Consider the following 14,212-nt stretch of genomic DNA (forward strand, 5'->3'; position numbering starts at 1 on the left):
TCGTGAATCATGACGACAAACCAGCATCAAGGCAATTAATGGGTCCTGAGCCTAGGTCTTGCGATTTGGCCAGCCTCTGGTCGGCTCAAGCTGGGCATGCCCGATGACAAACCGGAGTTTTCGAATTTCTCTTGGTTTTCCATGATGTTCGGTGCCGGTATTGGTATCGGCATGCTGACCTTTGCGACCGCGGAACCGATGTATCACTGGGCGACAAACCCGTCGACGATTATGGGCGACACTGCCGGAAGCTCCGCTGAAAACGTACGTGCAGCATATGTCTGGTCGTTCACGCACTGGGGTTTAGCTGCTTGGGCATCATACGCAATTGTTGGTCTCTCATTAGGATATTTTTCCTATCGTCGTGGGCTTCCGTTGACGATCCGTTCAGGATTGACACCGTTGTTTGGCAAGTCACTGTCAGGACCCTTGGGGCACACAATTGACGTTGTCGCTGTTGTGGCGACCGTTTTGGGTGTTTCGCAGACATTGGGCTTTGGCGTAGAGCAGTTCATCTCTGGCCTTTACCGCATTGGTTTTGGCGAATGGCTTTATACAACTGACGCTGCGGGAGATCAGTCATCTTCGACGCTTGCGATCATTGTCGCGTTGATCATCATCATGGGTGCATCCACGTTGTCCGCACTTTCTGGCGTTGGTAAAGGCATCAAATGGTTGTCGAACATCAACATGGGGCTGAGCTTTTTCATCCTCGCGTTCTTCATCATCTTTGGGTCGACGTTCTTTGGTCTGACAGCACTGTTCTTGGGTATCTGGGATTATCTAATCTCTATTCCGGGCAACATCCTGACTGTTTGGTCTGCTGATGGCACGGAACAAGGTGATGCATTGGCCGGATGGCAGGGTGGTTGGACCATCTTCTATTGGGCTTGGTGGATTGCGTTTGCACCGTTCGTCGGTGTGTTCCTTGCGCGTATCTCGCGCGGCCGTACGGTCCGTGAATATGTGCTGGGTGCGTTGATCGTTCCTGCGGTCATGTGCTTTGTCTGGTTCGCACTTGTTGGTGGTACTGCCATCGATCTGGAACTGAATGGCAATGCAAATGGCGCAATCACAGGTGCCGGACAGGCGGATCAGCTGTTCGCGATGTTGGCGGTTATTCTTGACCCGACAATGGCGTGGATCATGTCCGTAATCGTTGTGATCTTGCTGCTGACCTACCTTGTGACGTCTGCTGACTCGGCTGTGTTGATCATCAACACAATCAATGCGGCTGGCGACGAAGGTCCAAAGGCCCGCCCACATATCCTGTTCTGGGGTGCGGCGTTGGCGTTTGTTGTGGGTGGTCTTATCATTGCCGGTGGCTTGGGTGCGATCCAGACCGCGATGGTTATTGGTGCGCTGCCGTTTAGTGTGGTGATGGTCTTGATGGGCATTGCCCTGATCAAGGGTATCTGGCGTGACAGCCGCCGCGAAGCGGCAGGTGTTGCGACAACCATTCCAGAGAGTGGCGTTCCAGCCGAGTAATCGGCCAAGTCTCGAAAAAACAAAGGCTCCGGTGCTTGCGCATCGGGGCCTTTTTCGTATTCCTAGCAGAATGAATTTAGATATCGCATGGGTGCGCGCCCAATTCCCCGCTTTTGATCAACCTTCCTTGCAAGGTCAGGCCTTCTTTGAGAACGCAGGCGGGTCCTATACCTGCCGCCATGTGATTGATCGACTTCACCGGTTTTATACCGAACGCAAAGTGCAGCCCTATGCACCTTATGATGCGTCGCGCATTGGTGGCGAAGAAATGGACGAAGCGCAGATACGTTTGGCTGCCATGTTGGGGGTCAAAACCCACGAGCTGTCGTTTGGTCCATCCACCACACAGAACGTCTATGTCTTAGCCCAAGCTGTCCGTCGCTGGATCAAGCCGGGTCAAAGCATTGTCGTCACAAACCAGGATCACGAGGCGAACAGCGGCCCTTGGCGCAGGTTGGCCGACGAGGGTGTGTCTGTTCTGGAGTGGCAGATTAATCCCGAGACGGGTGAGTTGCATTTGGATGATTTGGCTAAGTTGCTGGAGCAGGACGTTGCATTGGTATGCTTTCCGCATTGCTCGAATGTAGTGGGCGCGATCAATGATGTCGCTGCGATCACAGCACTTTCGAAATCTGCGGGTGCGCGGGTCTGTGTCGATGGTGTCAGCTATGCGCCGCACGGGTTTCCTGACGTCGGTGCATTGGGCCCGGATGTGTATTTGTTCAGCTCCTACAAAACCTATGGCCCGCATCAGGGAATCATGGTGATCCGCGAAGACTGGGGTTTCGAGTTGCCCAACCAAGGGCATCATTTCAACGGTGATATGCTTTACAAGCGGTTCACGCCTGCTGGTCCAGATCACGCACAAATTGCGGCCTCCGCAGGCATGGCTGACTATTTTGATGCGATGTCGGCGCATCACGGCGGTGGCACGGGCGCGGCCGCTGCACGTCTGTCTCACGATCTTATGCGTGACCATGAGGTGACCTTAGCGCTACCATTGCTCGACTATGTTGCCGCAAAAAACTCGGTGCGTCTCATTGGACCAACGGACGCAGCGCGCCGTGCCCCGACGGTGACAATGGCGTTAGAGACGAACGCAGAAGATGCCGCAGCAGCACTTGCCCCGCACGGGATCATGGCGGGCGGCGGCGATTTTTATGCGCAGCGGCCATTGGCAGCGGTCGGCGTGGATTTAGACAAAGGCGTGCTGCGCGTCAGTTTTGTGCACTACACAACCAAGGCAGAGGTTGACGCATTGATGGTGGCACTAGATCAGGTCCTATAAGCGGGCGTCAATTCCCCGCGCGGAGGACCGATGACCAATTCCCCAATTTTGATGTGGTTCCGGCGCGACTTGCGTGTTGGCGATCATGCGGCCCTAACAGCGGCTTGTGCGACGGGGCGTCCGGTTATTCCGGTGTTTATTCATGATGCGCAGGTGGCAACCCTCGGGGCTGCACCCAAGATGCGTATGGGACTGGCTGTTGATCATTTTGCTGGCACGCTCAGGGCGCAGGGCAGCCAATTGATCTTGCGCAAAGGGGCCGCACTGGATGTCTTGCGCGATCTGATCAAACAAACCGGGGCAGGGGCTGTCTATTGGTCGCGGCTTTATGATCCTGCATCCAAGGCGCGTGATACGGATGTCAAAGCCGCATTAAAGGCGGACGGCATTGATGCTCAAAGCTTTGCAGGCCACTTGCTGTTTGAACCTTGGACGGTCGAGACGAAAACAGGTGGCTTTTACAAAGTATACACCCCGATGTGGAACACAGTCCGTGGGCGCGACGTGCCTGATGCTTTGCCTGCGCCTGCGAAAATGACGGCACCGGCGACTTGGCCTGTAAGCGATGACCTGGCCAGTTGGCAGATGTCGTCAGCCATGCGGCGGGGTGCTGAAATCCTGACACAACATTGCACAGTCGGCGAAGACGCTGCACGCGACCGTCTTGGTGTCTTTATCGAAAACCGTGTCCAGTCCTACGTCAAAAACCGCGATTTGCCCGGGGTAGATGGCACGTCACGCTTATCCGAGAATTTGACCTACGGCGAGATCAGCCCGCGGGTCTGTTGGCATGCGGGCTGGCGGGCGCTGCATGATGGTGCTGGCAATGCCGAAGTGTTCTTAAAAGAACTGGTGTGGCGTGAATTTGCCTATCATTTGGCCCATCACACGCCGCGTATTGTCAGTGATAACTGGAAAGAAGCGTGGGATGCTTTCCCTTGGAATACAGATGAAACGGCGGAAGTCACCGCATGGAAGCAAGGGCGCACCGGCATTCGTTTCGTCGATGCGGCCATGCGAGAGATGTATGTGACGGGCACGATGCACAACCGGGGGCGTATGATTGTGGCCTCTTACCTGACCAAACACCTTTTGACGCATTGGAAGGTTGGCCTTGATTGGTTCGGCGATTGCTTGATCGATTGGGACCCATGCAGCAATGCGATGGGCTGGCAATGGTCTGCGGGATCAGGCCCGGATGCGACACCCTACTTCCGTGTGTTCAATCCTGTTAGCCAGTTGGACAAGTTCGACAAGGACCGCACCTATGTCAAACGCTGGATTGCCGAAGACATCAATTCACCATCGCAAACTGCAATGGCTTATTTCGATATGATTCCGCACCAATGGAAGATGAAAGCCAATGACCCCTATCCTGATCCAATTGTGCCCGCAGATGAAGGTCGCAAGCGTGCATTGGACGCATATCAGGGTCGCGGGTTCTAGTTTCCCCAAGGTCAGTTGAACTAATTTTGAACGTTTCCCGTGACTTCATCGGTTCAAGGGTTAATTTAGACGTAACAAGCGACGGCAAACCGTTGCACGACAAGATATGACGACAGGAACGCAGATGATTTTAACCAGTACAGACGGCCAAAGCGGCTTGCCTCGCTATTTTGCGCGGGTTTTTGACCAGATCAAAGACCTCGACAAAGGGCGCGTGGATATCACGCTGCCTGATGGTCGCCATTTCCGCGCTGAAGGCCCAAATCCGGGGTACGTGGCAGAAGTACATGTGCACAATGTCGAACTGTTTTCGCGCACAGTCCGCGAAGGCGACATGGGCTTTTCCGAGGCCTACATGGACGGATGGTGGACGACCCCTGATCTGATGGCCGTGATGGATTTCATGCACGATGACGCCGATCACATCTATGACGGCTTTCCGGCGCAAAAGCTGATCCAGTTCTACGAACGGGTCCGCTTTTGGATGCAGCGCAATTCCAAAAACCAAGCGCGCAAGAACATCAGCTATCACTACGACTTAGGCAATGAATTCTACGGACTTTGGCTTGATGATACGATGACATATTCGTCGGCGATCTTCGAGACTGGCCAAGAAAGCACTGAAGCCGCGCAAACTGCGAAATACGCTAGCATGGTTGATCAGATGGGCGTGAATGCTGGCGATCATGTGCTGGAAATTGGTTGTGGCTGGGGCGGTTTTGCCGAATATGCAGCCAAAGAACGCGGCATTAAGGTGACTGGCCTTACGATCAGTCAAGAACAGCATGACTATGCCGTCGCACGTATGGCCAAGGCTGGATTGTCCGACATGGTCGAGATCAAAATGCAAGATTACCGCGATGAAAAGGGTGTCTATGACGGCATCGCCAGTATCGAAATGTTCGAGGCTGTTGGTGAACAGTATTGGCCAACTTACTTTGAAGCGGTGCGCGAACGGCTCAAGCCCGGCAAGAACGCAACACTTCAGATTATCACCGTCAATGACGATCGCTGGGAGGCATACCGCAAAGGTGTGGACTTTATTCAAAAGTACATTTTCCCCGGTGGCATGCTGCCAAGCCCAAGTGTCCTGCGCCAAGAGGTTGAAAAGGCTGGATTAAAGGTCGCTGGTTCTACCGAATTTGGACCAAGCTATAGTTTGACTTTGCGTCGGTGGCACGAAACCTTCAACGACAAATGGGATGAAGTGGCAGCTTTGGGCTTTGACGACCGCTTCAAGCGGATGTGGGATTTTTATCTGACCTCTTGTGCCGCGACATTTGATAGCCGAAACTGTGACGTAACGCAGATTACTGTGACCCGGGCCGCCTGATACCGGCGCTGGGTTGCGCTAGGTTAAGGAACGAGTGACATGCCAACCGCCGGACGTCTTGCAGGTGCAATTATCTTTGCTTTATTCGGCTGGTATATGGCCGGAATTTCCGTGCCATTCTTTCCCAGCGAAATCGCGCCCGATTATTGGCTTCCTGCATCGTCATTCATTAGCCTGTTGATTGGGTGGCGGATTTGCGGCACGCGCGCTGGCCGCGGGTACAGGGAAGCTATCGGAATTGGTCTAACGGCTGCTGCGGCGATGGCATTTTGTTTGGTCTTTGCATTGGCATTCAACCGGATGATCGATAACGCACTGCGTATGCGCTATGACGGTCCCATGGATGCGATCGCGAACATCTTCTATGAAATGCTAGAGTTCGGTGCCTATTTTTTCGATCTCCAGCTGATCGTGACCCTGTTGGTTGGCGGTGTCGTATGTGCTTGGATAACCGAGTATTTCGGCAAGAATTACCCCTAATAAATGGACCTTTTCGTTTACGGGACACTCAGGTCTCATGCCTTGATGGCGGCTGTTGCGGGGCCAGGGGTTATGCGGCCTATTGCGGCAATGTTGGCTGACTACGCGGTCTATCCCGTTGCCGGAAATGTTGTGCCTTTTATTGCACCGATCGCTGGTGGTCAGGCGCAAGGACTTGTCTGGCAGGACTTGACCTCTGCACAAATGGCGCGACTTGATGCGTACGAAGGTGCGTTTGGATACGGGTTTGGCCCCGTTGAAGTGCAAACTGCCGAAGGCTTGCGCACCGTCCAAGCTTATCTGCCCCCCATCGATATGCATGCGGGTATTGGTGAGTGGTCGCTCAGAGATTGGGAGGCGGGGCATCTTGCACCTGCGGTTCTTGCTGCTTCAGAGCTGTTTTCATTGGTTCCATTACCTGACCATGCGACCTTGCGTGCCATGTGGCCGATGATCGAATCGCGGGCTTGGGCGAAATTTCGAGCAAGTGCTGGACCGGCGACGCGTCGCTACAAACCCGCGCCTGCCGATTTCGAACTCGTTAATACTGATCCGCCTCAGGGGCGGTTCTTTCGGTTTCAAAGCACTAAGATTGTGCATCGTTGTTTTGATGGTGCGCGCTCTGACATGTTGTCGCGCGAAGTCTTTTTTGGTGTCGATGCGGCTATTGTGTTGCCTTATGATCCCGTACGCGATCAGGTCTTGTTGGTTGAACAGGTCCGTCTGGGTCCTGCACTGCGCCGTGATCCGAACCCCTGGATGCTAGAGCCGATAGCGGGCATTTTGGATGCGCGCGAAACCCCGCAAGAGGCGGCATTGCGCGAGGCCAAAGAAGAGGCGGGACTGGACAATATTAAGCTTGATGACGCAGGCGCATTTTATGCCTCGCCAGGGGCGACGACGGACTATTTCTACGCCTTTGTGGGGCTTTGTGATTTGCCGCAGAAAACCCCGTATTTTGGCGGATTGCCTAATGAGGGCGAAGATATCAAGCTGCACCCGCTTAGCTTTGACGCCGCGATGGACTTGGCGGACAGCGGAGAGATCACTACAGGTCCTGCACTTTATCTGCTATATTGGTTGCTGCGCCACCGTCCGCGTTTACGCGCCAGTGTCTAACCGGACCTTGATGTCCGCTTTGGGCGACCTTACACAAGTAACAACACATGAAAGGGCCGTGCAATGAGCATTAAGAAAGACTTGGCAGACGCTGTCGGGAACACCCCGCTGATCAAATTGCGCGCGGCCTCCGAGGCGACGGGCTGTACGATTTTGGGCAAGGCCGAATTCTTGAACCCCGGCCAGTCCGTCAAAGATCGTGCGGCATTGTTCATGATCAAAGATGCGATTGCGCGCGGTGATCTTAGGCCGGGCGGAACCATTGTAGAAGGCACGGCAGGCAATACCGGTATCGGGCTTGCGCTGGTGGGGGCCTCGATGGGGTTCAAAACCGTGATTGTGATTCCTGACACACAAAGTCAGGAAAAAAAGGACATGATCCGTGTCGCGGGCGCGCAACTGGTCGAAGTGCCAGCCGTGCCTTATGCCAATCCCAACAACTATGTGAAATATTCCGGTCGTCTGGCTGCCGCGTTGAACGAGAGTGAGCCAAATGGCGCGATCTGGGCCAATCAGTTCGATAATACGGCCAACAGGCAAGCCCACGTTGAAACGACGGCCCCCGAGATTTGGGAGCAAACGAATGGCAAGATCGACGGTTTTACCTGTGCATGCGGGTCTGGTGGTACGCTGGCGGGTGTGGCGCAGGTGTTGCAGCCAAAGGGCGTAAAGGTGGGCCTTTCTGATCCAGACGGATCGGGGCTTTATAAGCTTTACACCGACAAAGTGCCGCCTGCTGGCAATTCAATCACTGAAGGCATCGGGCAGGGCCGTATCACCGCGAACCTCGAGGGCTTCGCGCCTGATTTCGCTTATAAAATTCCGGATGCAGAAGCATTGCCGATCGTCTTTGATTTGCTGCAAGACGAAGGCCTTTGCATGGGTGGATCGACGGGCATCAATATTGCAGGCGCAATCCGTCTGGCGCGCGACATGGGTCCCGGTCATACAATCGTAACGATCTTGTGCGACTACGGGACACGTTATCAGTCCAAGATCTACAACCCGTCGTTCCTGCGCGAAAAAGGATTGCCAGTGCCGATGTGGCTTGAAGCGCCGGTTGATGTGCCATCGGTTTTTGAACCGGTATGATCCGAGGTCTTGCATGTGCTGTGTGGATAGCCACGCTGGCCAGTCTTGCGCCAGTGGCAAGCTTTGCGCAGCAAGAAACCCCGGTTGAGGCTGACATCTCGGCACCTGCAAGCGCCGAAAGCACGCCTGCAACACTCGTAAATGGAACGTTTGAACGCTTGGCTGCACGCGCAGAAGTACTTGCGGGCAGTGAAAACGTTTCGTTGTTTACGATTGGGCGTTTGCGCAGTGAATTGGTTGTGTGGCGTGATAAATTCTTGCGCGATGCGAATGTGAACAGTGGGCGCCTTGCCACGGTTAATGCACAAATCACGGCCCTTGGTCCGGTTTCCGAAAGCGGAGACGAACCACAGTCTGTGGCAGCACGACGTGATGCGCTGATCGCGCAACGCCAAGAATTACGCGCGCCGCGCCTTTTGGCGCAAGAGGCGCATGCACGTGCGAACGGCATTATCGGTGAATTCGACGCGATGGTCCTTCAGCGTGATACTGCGGAATTAGGCGTGCGCAGCCCATCGCCTTTGAACCCGACATATCTGCTGGCCGCAGGGTCTGTGCTTTGGGGGATGGTTGCGGGTATTGGGGTCGAATTGCGCGCTGGTGTGAGTTTCGGTCTCAGTTCTGGTGGACTTTTTGAGGTCATGCCGCGCGCGTTTGTCCTTTTTGTTGTCGGTGTCGGTCTATTGGGCGCGGGTCGGCGGGTTGTGACACAGTGGCGTAATCGCTTAGCCCTGCGCGAGGGGCGCTGGCGGGCACTGCAGCTATTTCTTTTGTCTATTGTCCAAATCTGTGTCCCTTTCCTTGGGGTGCTGGCAGTTGCGCAGGCGCTCACAGTGCTGGATGTGTTCGGGCAGCTTGGTCACGATGTTTTAGAGGTCTTACCGTCAGCGGGTGGGTCGGTTATCTTTGGCTGGTGGTTGGCACGGCACCTGTTTCCGTTGGGGGCTACGTCGGGTTATCTGGGTTATGATATCGCAACACGTGCATCTGGCAGGCGTTATACCACAGCGATTGCGTGGACGTTTGCACTGGTGCTGCTGACATTCGCGGGATTGCAAAAAATCGATACGACACCGGCGGTTCTTGGTGCAGTTGCTTGGCCATTTTTGGCAATTCTTGGATTTCTGTTCTGGCGACTAGGGCGTGTGATCAGGACGGCACCTGAAGACGTCGAAGGTAAAATTGTATCGGTCGGCCGTATGCGCGGATATGTAGGTCAGGTGTGTCAGTTGGTTGCTATCGCGGCACCTGTGATCGCGGCCTTTGGATTTGTGGCCGCTGGCCGTGCTTTGTTAATTCCGACGATTTTTTCAGCAGCATTGCTGGGTGTTTTGTTGCTGCTGCAGCGGATTGCCCAAGATATCAGTCAGCCAATTGAAGATGACACTGACCGGCGCGGGTTGTTTGCGCTGCTGCCCGTCTTCATTAGTTTTGTTCTGTTCCTTGCCAGCTTGCCAATTTTTGCGCTGATCTGGGGCGCACGCGTCGATGATTTACTAGAGGTTTGGACCCGCTTTCGCGAAGGTTTTTCAGTTGGCGAGACCAAGATTTCGCCAACTGATTTTTTGATGTTCGCGGCAGTCTTTGCGACCGGCTACCTGCTGACCCGATTCATCCAAGGGGCTTTGCGCAAATCGGTTTTGCCGCGCACCCGGCTTGATCTGGGGGGACAGAATGCGATCGTCGCAGGTTTCGGTTACGTGGGTATTATTCTTGCTGCAATTATTTCGATCACAAGTGCAGGTATCGATCTATCCAATCTCGCGATTGTGGCCGGTGCGCTGTCAGTCGGTATTGGTTTTGGTTTGCAAAACATCGTGTCGAACTTTGTCTCCGGTATCATTTTGCTGATTGAACGTCCGGTCAGCGAAGGCGATTGGATCGAAGTTGGCGGGCAGATGGGCTATGTGCGCGCGATTTCTGTTCGGTCAACCCGGATTGAAACATTTGACCGGACTGATGTTATTATTCCCAACGCTGATCTGGTCAGCGGGCAGGTGACCAACTGGACCCGCGGCAACCTGGTCGGGCGTGTGATCGTGCCCGTTGGGGTTGCTTATGGGACGGATGTTGAAAAGGTCACAGCGATCCTGCGCGGAATTGCAGAGGCACATCCGTTGGTCATAATGACGCCGCCACCCGCGGTGCTGTTTACAGCATTCGGCGCGGATTCACTTGATTTCGAAATCCGCGCGATCTTGCGGGATGTGAACTACGTTATGGTGACAAAGTCCGAAATGAATTACGAGATTTCCAAACAATTTGCGGCTGAAGGTATCGAGATACCGTTTGCCCAGCGGGATATTTGGTTGCGCAATCCCGAAGTTCTGAAAGGCACCTCTTAGATGACCGAACTGCTGTTTCGCAAAGATGCCTACGCCCGGGAAGCTACGGGCCGTGTGACTGCTATCACTGACGAAGGCGGGATCATTCTGGATGGATCATTGTTTTATCCAACCTCTGGCGGCCAGCCGGGTGATAGCGGGTCATTGCGTTGGTCGGACCGCGAGATTGACATTGCGACCGCGGTAAAAGGCGAGGGGGCTGATGTCATTCTTTTGGCCGCCGAACCAGCCGCCCTGCCTCGGATTGGCCAAGAGGTGACGCAGATCCTGAATTGGGATCGTAGATACCGTCATATGCGTGTGCATACCGCCTTGCATCTACTGTCTGTCGTGATCCCGCTTCCAGTATCTGGAGGGTCGATCAGCATGGACAAAGGCAGGCTTGATTTCGATATGCCAGAAGCCCCCGAGGACAAAGCAGCCCTGGAGGCGGACTTGAACAGGTTGATTGCCTGCAACATGGCTGTGACCGAAGAATGGATCACCGAAGCCGATTTGGACGCGCAGCCTGATTTAGTGAAAACGATGTCCGTGCAACCACCGCGCGGCAATGGTCAGATTAGACTGGTGCGTATCGGAGTTGGTATCGAAACAGCCGATTTGCAGCCGTGCGGCGGGACGCATGTGGCCAACACCGAAGAAATCGGACGTGTCCGTCTGGGCAAAATTGAAAAAAAGGGTCGCCAAAACCGGCGGGTCTATCTGCATTTGGAGTAGCACTTGCGCATCGCTATCATTATCACAACTTGCCTTGGTTTCTTTGCACAGCCTGCGCTTGCGCAAAGGCATGCAGGCTGCAGCGCACAACAAAGCGTTGTCGTTGATGATGCGTTGCGCGCAGCCAAGGATTTGACGCTCAAGGCGGCTGTTGATGTTGGCAATACGCCGCAATTTGCGCGGTGGTTCGGTCGCCATACTGTCCCGAATGCTGAACGCGTGCGCCGTAACCTTAAGTCAGTCGTTACAGCCATTCGCAGCGGGGCCGTGACGGCACAATGCGAGCCGCGTGCCCTCGACGGCTGTTCTTCTGGTGAATACGCCTTTGTTTATGCGGGAGAGCCATACTTGATGCATCTGTGTCCGCCGTTTTTTGATCTGCCGCATCTGGCAGCATTACAACCCGGCGCGCGCCAAAGTGAGGATGGAACACGCGAAGGAACGATCGTTCACGAGCTGACGCATTTCCGGATTGTCGCAGGCACCGAAGACTATTGTTATTCGCGCAGCGCATGTGCTGATATGGCGCGTGCCAACCCGCGCCGCGCAATCGATAATGCGGATAGTTACCAATACTTTACGGAAGACGTGACATATTTTGCGCGCCAACCTCTAGCGAACAAGCCACCGCCTGCACCACGCGCCAACCGCTAGTCGCGGTCAATGCCGAATAGATCGCGATCAATCGGCTGATCCAACATTTTTTCCGATTCAGGCAAGCCTTCGCGCGACAAAAGCACCGCGAATGGACGCAGGTTGGGAACATGGCTGCAGACGACGAGCAACATCACCATAATGGGGACTGATAAAAACATCCCCGGAATACCCCAGACCGCCCCCCAAAATGCCAGCGACAAGATGATACCAAATGAAGAAAGGCGCAGCGCGCGTCCCATCAACATTGGGTCGATGATGCTGCCGTTAACGAATTGAATGACACCGGCAATCAAAAAGACGGCAAGAGTGATCGTCGGATCGCCAATCTCGACATGCGCTACGAGTGTAATCAGGGCCGTGGCGATGATTGATCCGATATTGGGAATGAAGTTCAGGACAAATGTGATGATCCCTAGTGATGTCGCCAATTCAAGCCCAAAGGCACGCGCTAGCACATAAACCATTGCGCCAGTGATGGCCGAGATCACCGTTTTCACCAACAGGTAATAGTTCACGCGGTGGATGATGGATTGGATGATCTTGCCCACACGCTCTGCTTGATGCTTATCTCCAACAAGACTGACCAGTTTGGTTTGAAACCAGATCCGCTCTGCGAACAAAAATCCGACGAACAAGATGATCAATACAGTTGCTTGGGTGATGCCATTGGCCTGACCTGCGGCAATGCGCAGATAGCTGGATACATCAGCTGATTGCAGTGCGTTGAATACCGCCAACTGGCTATCTTCGCCCAGCCACGAAAACAATGATGCGACCGCTGAAGGTGCGCGTTCTGCATAGGTAAGAGTGGTCACAAGCACCGTGTTGATCTGAGCGAGCAAAACCGATGTAAGTGCCAAAAGTGCTGCTGCAATCAGCACCATCGCGGCAAAACTGGCGAGCGTATTGGGAATGCGAAACGGACCAATCCGCTGGCGCGCAATGAAATTGATCACATCGCTGGTCAAACTGAACAAGATGATAGCGGTTGCCAGCGAGATCAGCACAAAACGCGCTTGAACCAGTAGAAATAACACGACCGCAAAGGCGATGATCAGCAGCGCACCGGTTTGTAGCCGCTGTGTATCAACCGGCCTTTCAGCCGTGCCGGTCTTTGGTGGATCATGCAGCATATCGTCAGGCCCCGTGTCATCGCCAAGCGTTTTTATAGGGCGCGGAGGGGGGCAAGGTAAACAGTGCTCACAAACATATGTTTGGGGTCTTGCAAAGGATGGGCAGATAGGGCTAAACCGCCGCCACGGACAGGTGGCCGAGTGGTCGAAGGCGCACGCCTGGAAAGTGTGTAGGCGGGAGACCGTCTCCAGGGTTCGAATCCCTGTCTGTCCGCCACTTACACTTGCCGAAACAGATGATGGGCCCTTATGGGGCCCTTTTTTCTTTTGGTTTCAAAGGGGTTTAGCCGTTGCGACCGCCCTTCGGAGACTGGCTAAATACCCAAAATCGGTCTCTGAACCCGCTTTGTCTCTAACCGACCGCCCTTGGCCTTCAGAAGGGCGCATTCAAAAAGTATAGTATTTTCAATGTGTTGGTGTTTTTGAGGGAGCGCCCTTTTCGAAGTCTCAAGCGGTATCGAAATACGATGCAAACCGCGGGACGGGACTTAAGGATGATAACTTGCCTTTGTATCGCTGCCCTCTATCTCACAATCATGAATAATATAGACGACTTACCGCCCGAGCATGTCAGTGAGATCATACAAATGGCTTTGTCTGATCACATTAGTTTTTCGCACATTCATGCTGAATATGGGATCAACGACAAGCAGGTCAAAACTCTGATGCGTGATACGCTAAAGAGCGGCAGCTACAGGGCTTGGCGCAAGCGTGTGCGCGACTTTGGTGACCGGCGAGAAACTTATAAGTAGGTTTTGAAATTGTGGCTGGCCATATTGAAAGCAACGTTAGAGGCATGACGCATTCACCGCGTATAGTTTGGTTCAAGCGTGACTTGCGTATTAATGATCATGGCCCGTTGCTGGCTGCGGCTCAGTCAAACGCGCCGGTCATCCCACTTTACATTGTTGAGCCTGAATATTGGAAACAACCCTTCGCATCTCGTCGCCATTGGCATTTTATCCATGACAGCCTTTGTGAACTAGACGTTGCTTTGGCCGAGCTGGGCCAAGGCCTCATTGTAAAGGTTGGAGTTGCTTGTGAAGTGATCCAAGACCTCCATTTAAAACACAATGTCGTTCACATTTATGCACATGAAGAAACAGGTAACAGT

General features: G+C 54.0%; 12 protein-coding genes, 1 tRNA gene and 1 pseudogene. 13 read left to right on the forward strand and 1 reads right to left on the reverse strand.

Annotated elements, in window-relative coordinates:
* Positions 1 to 42: 42 nt before the first annotated feature.
* From QZ197_RS10435 to QZ197_RS10480, 10 genes and pseudogenes are all read left to right on the forward strand, one after another.
* A pseudogene (locus tag QZ197_RS10435) lies at positions 43 to 1,488 on the forward strand (BCCT family transporter); the annotation flags it as partial.
* A gap of 70 nt (positions 1,489 to 1,558) precedes the next feature.
* Positions 1,559 to 2,776, forward strand: a complete 1,218-nt coding sequence (locus QZ197_RS10440) for an aminotransferase class V-fold PLP-dependent enzyme (protein WP_296431863.1) — start codon at positions 1,559 to 1,561, stop codon at positions 2,774 to 2,776.
* A gap of 30 nt (positions 2,777 to 2,806) precedes the next feature.
* A complete protein-coding gene (locus tag QZ197_RS10445) occupies positions 2,807 to 4,222 on the forward strand; it encodes a deoxyribodipyrimidine photo-lyase (RefSeq protein ID WP_296431864.1) in 1,416 nt (471 codons plus the stop codon).
* 124 nt (positions 4,223 to 4,346) lie between these two features.
* Positions 4,347 to 5,555: a cyclopropane-fatty-acyl-phospholipid synthase family protein gene (locus QZ197_RS10450; RefSeq protein WP_296431876.1), complete on the forward strand. Its 1,209-nt coding sequence runs from the start codon at positions 4,347 to 4,349 to the stop codon at positions 5,553 to 5,555.
* Positions 5,556 to 5,594: 39 nt separating this feature from the next.
* A complete protein-coding gene (locus QZ197_RS10455; protein WP_296431865.1) occupies positions 5,595 to 6,035 on the forward strand; it encodes a TrgA family protein in 441 nt (146 codons plus the stop codon).
* Between the two features lie 3 nt (positions 6,036 to 6,038).
* Positions 6,039 to 7,154 carry an NUDIX domain-containing protein gene (locus tag QZ197_RS10460; protein ID WP_296431866.1) on the forward strand — a complete coding sequence of 372 codons (1,116 nt, stop codon included), beginning with the start codon at positions 6,039 to 6,041 and terminating at the stop codon, positions 7,152 to 7,154.
* A 63-nt stretch (positions 7,155 to 7,217) separates the two neighbouring features.
* Complete coding sequence (locus QZ197_RS10465) at positions 7,218 to 8,246, forward strand: cysteine synthase A (protein WP_296431867.1); 1,029 nt, start codon at positions 7,218 to 7,220, stop codon at positions 8,244 to 8,246.
* Positions 8,243 to 10,591 carry a DUF3772 domain-containing protein gene (locus QZ197_RS10470; protein WP_296431868.1) on the forward strand — a complete coding sequence of 783 codons (2,349 nt, stop codon included), beginning with the start codon at positions 8,243 to 8,245 and terminating at the stop codon, positions 10,589 to 10,591. The genes QZ197_RS10465 and QZ197_RS10470 overlap by 4 nt, the downstream gene beginning before the upstream one ends.
* On the forward strand, positions 10,592 to 11,308 hold the full coding sequence (locus QZ197_RS10475) for an alanyl-tRNA editing protein (RefSeq protein ID WP_296431870.1): 717 nt from the start codon (positions 10,592 to 10,594) through the stop codon (positions 11,306 to 11,308).
* Between the two features lie 3 nt (positions 11,309 to 11,311).
* Positions 11,312 to 11,962 (forward strand): M35 family metallo-endopeptidase, encoded by a 651-nt coding sequence (locus QZ197_RS10480; RefSeq protein WP_296431872.1) that lies wholly within the window; start codon positions 11,312 to 11,314, stop codon positions 11,960 to 11,962.
* Here QZ197_RS10480 and QZ197_RS10485 read toward each other — a convergent pair.
* Positions 11,959 to 13,098, reverse strand: coding sequence for an AI-2E family transporter (locus tag QZ197_RS10485; RefSeq protein WP_296431873.1), 1,140 nt, complete (start codon positions 13,096 to 13,098; stop codon positions 11,959 to 11,961). The two genes, QZ197_RS10480 and QZ197_RS10485, sit on opposite strands and share 4 nt — an antisense overlap.
* 127 nt (positions 13,099 to 13,225) lie before the next feature.
* Between QZ197_RS10485 and QZ197_RS10490 the strand changes: the two genes are divergently transcribed.
* The 3 genes from QZ197_RS10490 to QZ197_RS10500 form a co-directional block, all read left to right on the forward strand.
* Positions 13,226 to 13,315 (forward strand) — tRNA-Ser (locus QZ197_RS10490).
* Positions 13,316 to 13,634: 319 nt separating this feature from the next.
* Positions 13,635 to 13,850, forward strand: a complete 216-nt coding sequence (locus tag QZ197_RS10495) for a DUF2805 domain-containing protein (RefSeq protein WP_296431874.1) — start codon at positions 13,635 to 13,637, stop codon at positions 13,848 to 13,850.
* Between the two features lie 44 nt (positions 13,851 to 13,894).
* On the forward strand, positions 13,895 to 14,212 hold a 318-nt coding region (locus QZ197_RS10500; protein WP_296431875.1), incomplete at its 3' end, for a deoxyribodipyrimidine photo-lyase.

It is taken from the genome of Yoonia sp. (assembly GCF_017854415.1).
In the GTDB taxonomy this organism is placed as follows: domain Bacteria; phylum Pseudomonadota; class Alphaproteobacteria; order Rhodobacterales; family Rhodobacteraceae; genus Yoonia.

What these genes read in the sequence shown, in the direction of transcription:
- QZ197_RS10440 (WP_296431863.1), top strand. Translation starts at nt 1,559, where the DNA reads ATGAATTTAGATATCGCATGGGTGCGCGCCCAATTCCCCGCTTTTGAT.
- QZ197_RS10445 (WP_296431864.1), top strand. Translation starts at nt 2,807, where the DNA reads ATGACCAATTCCCCAATTTTGATGTGGTTCCGGCGCGACTTGCGTGTT.
- QZ197_RS10450 (WP_296431876.1), top strand. Translation starts at nt 4,347, where the DNA reads ATGATTTTAACCAGTACAGACGGCCAAAGCGGCTTGCCTCGCTATTTT.
- QZ197_RS10455 (WP_296431865.1), top strand. Translation starts at nt 5,595, where the DNA reads ATGCCAACCGCCGGACGTCTTGCAGGTGCAATTATCTTTGCTTTATTC.
- QZ197_RS10460 (WP_296431866.1), top strand. Translation starts at nt 6,039, where the DNA reads ATGGACCTTTTCGTTTACGGGACACTCAGGTCTCATGCCTTGATGGCG.
- QZ197_RS10465 (WP_296431867.1), top strand. Translation starts at nt 7,218, where the DNA reads ATGAGCATTAAGAAAGACTTGGCAGACGCTGTCGGGAACACCCCGCTG.
- QZ197_RS10470 (WP_296431868.1), top strand. Translation starts at nt 8,243, where the DNA reads ATGATCCGAGGTCTTGCATGTGCTGTGTGGATAGCCACGCTGGCCAGT.
- QZ197_RS10475 (WP_296431870.1), top strand. Translation starts at nt 10,592, where the DNA reads ATGACCGAACTGCTGTTTCGCAAAGATGCCTACGCCCGGGAAGCTACG.
- QZ197_RS10485 (WP_296431873.1), bottom strand. Translation starts at nt 13,098, where the DNA reads ATGCTGCATGATCCACCAAAGACCGGCACGGCTGAAAGGCCGGTTGAT.
- QZ197_RS10495 (WP_296431874.1), top strand. Translation starts at nt 13,635, where the DNA reads ATGAATAATATAGACGACTTACCGCCCGAGCATGTCAGTGAGATCATA.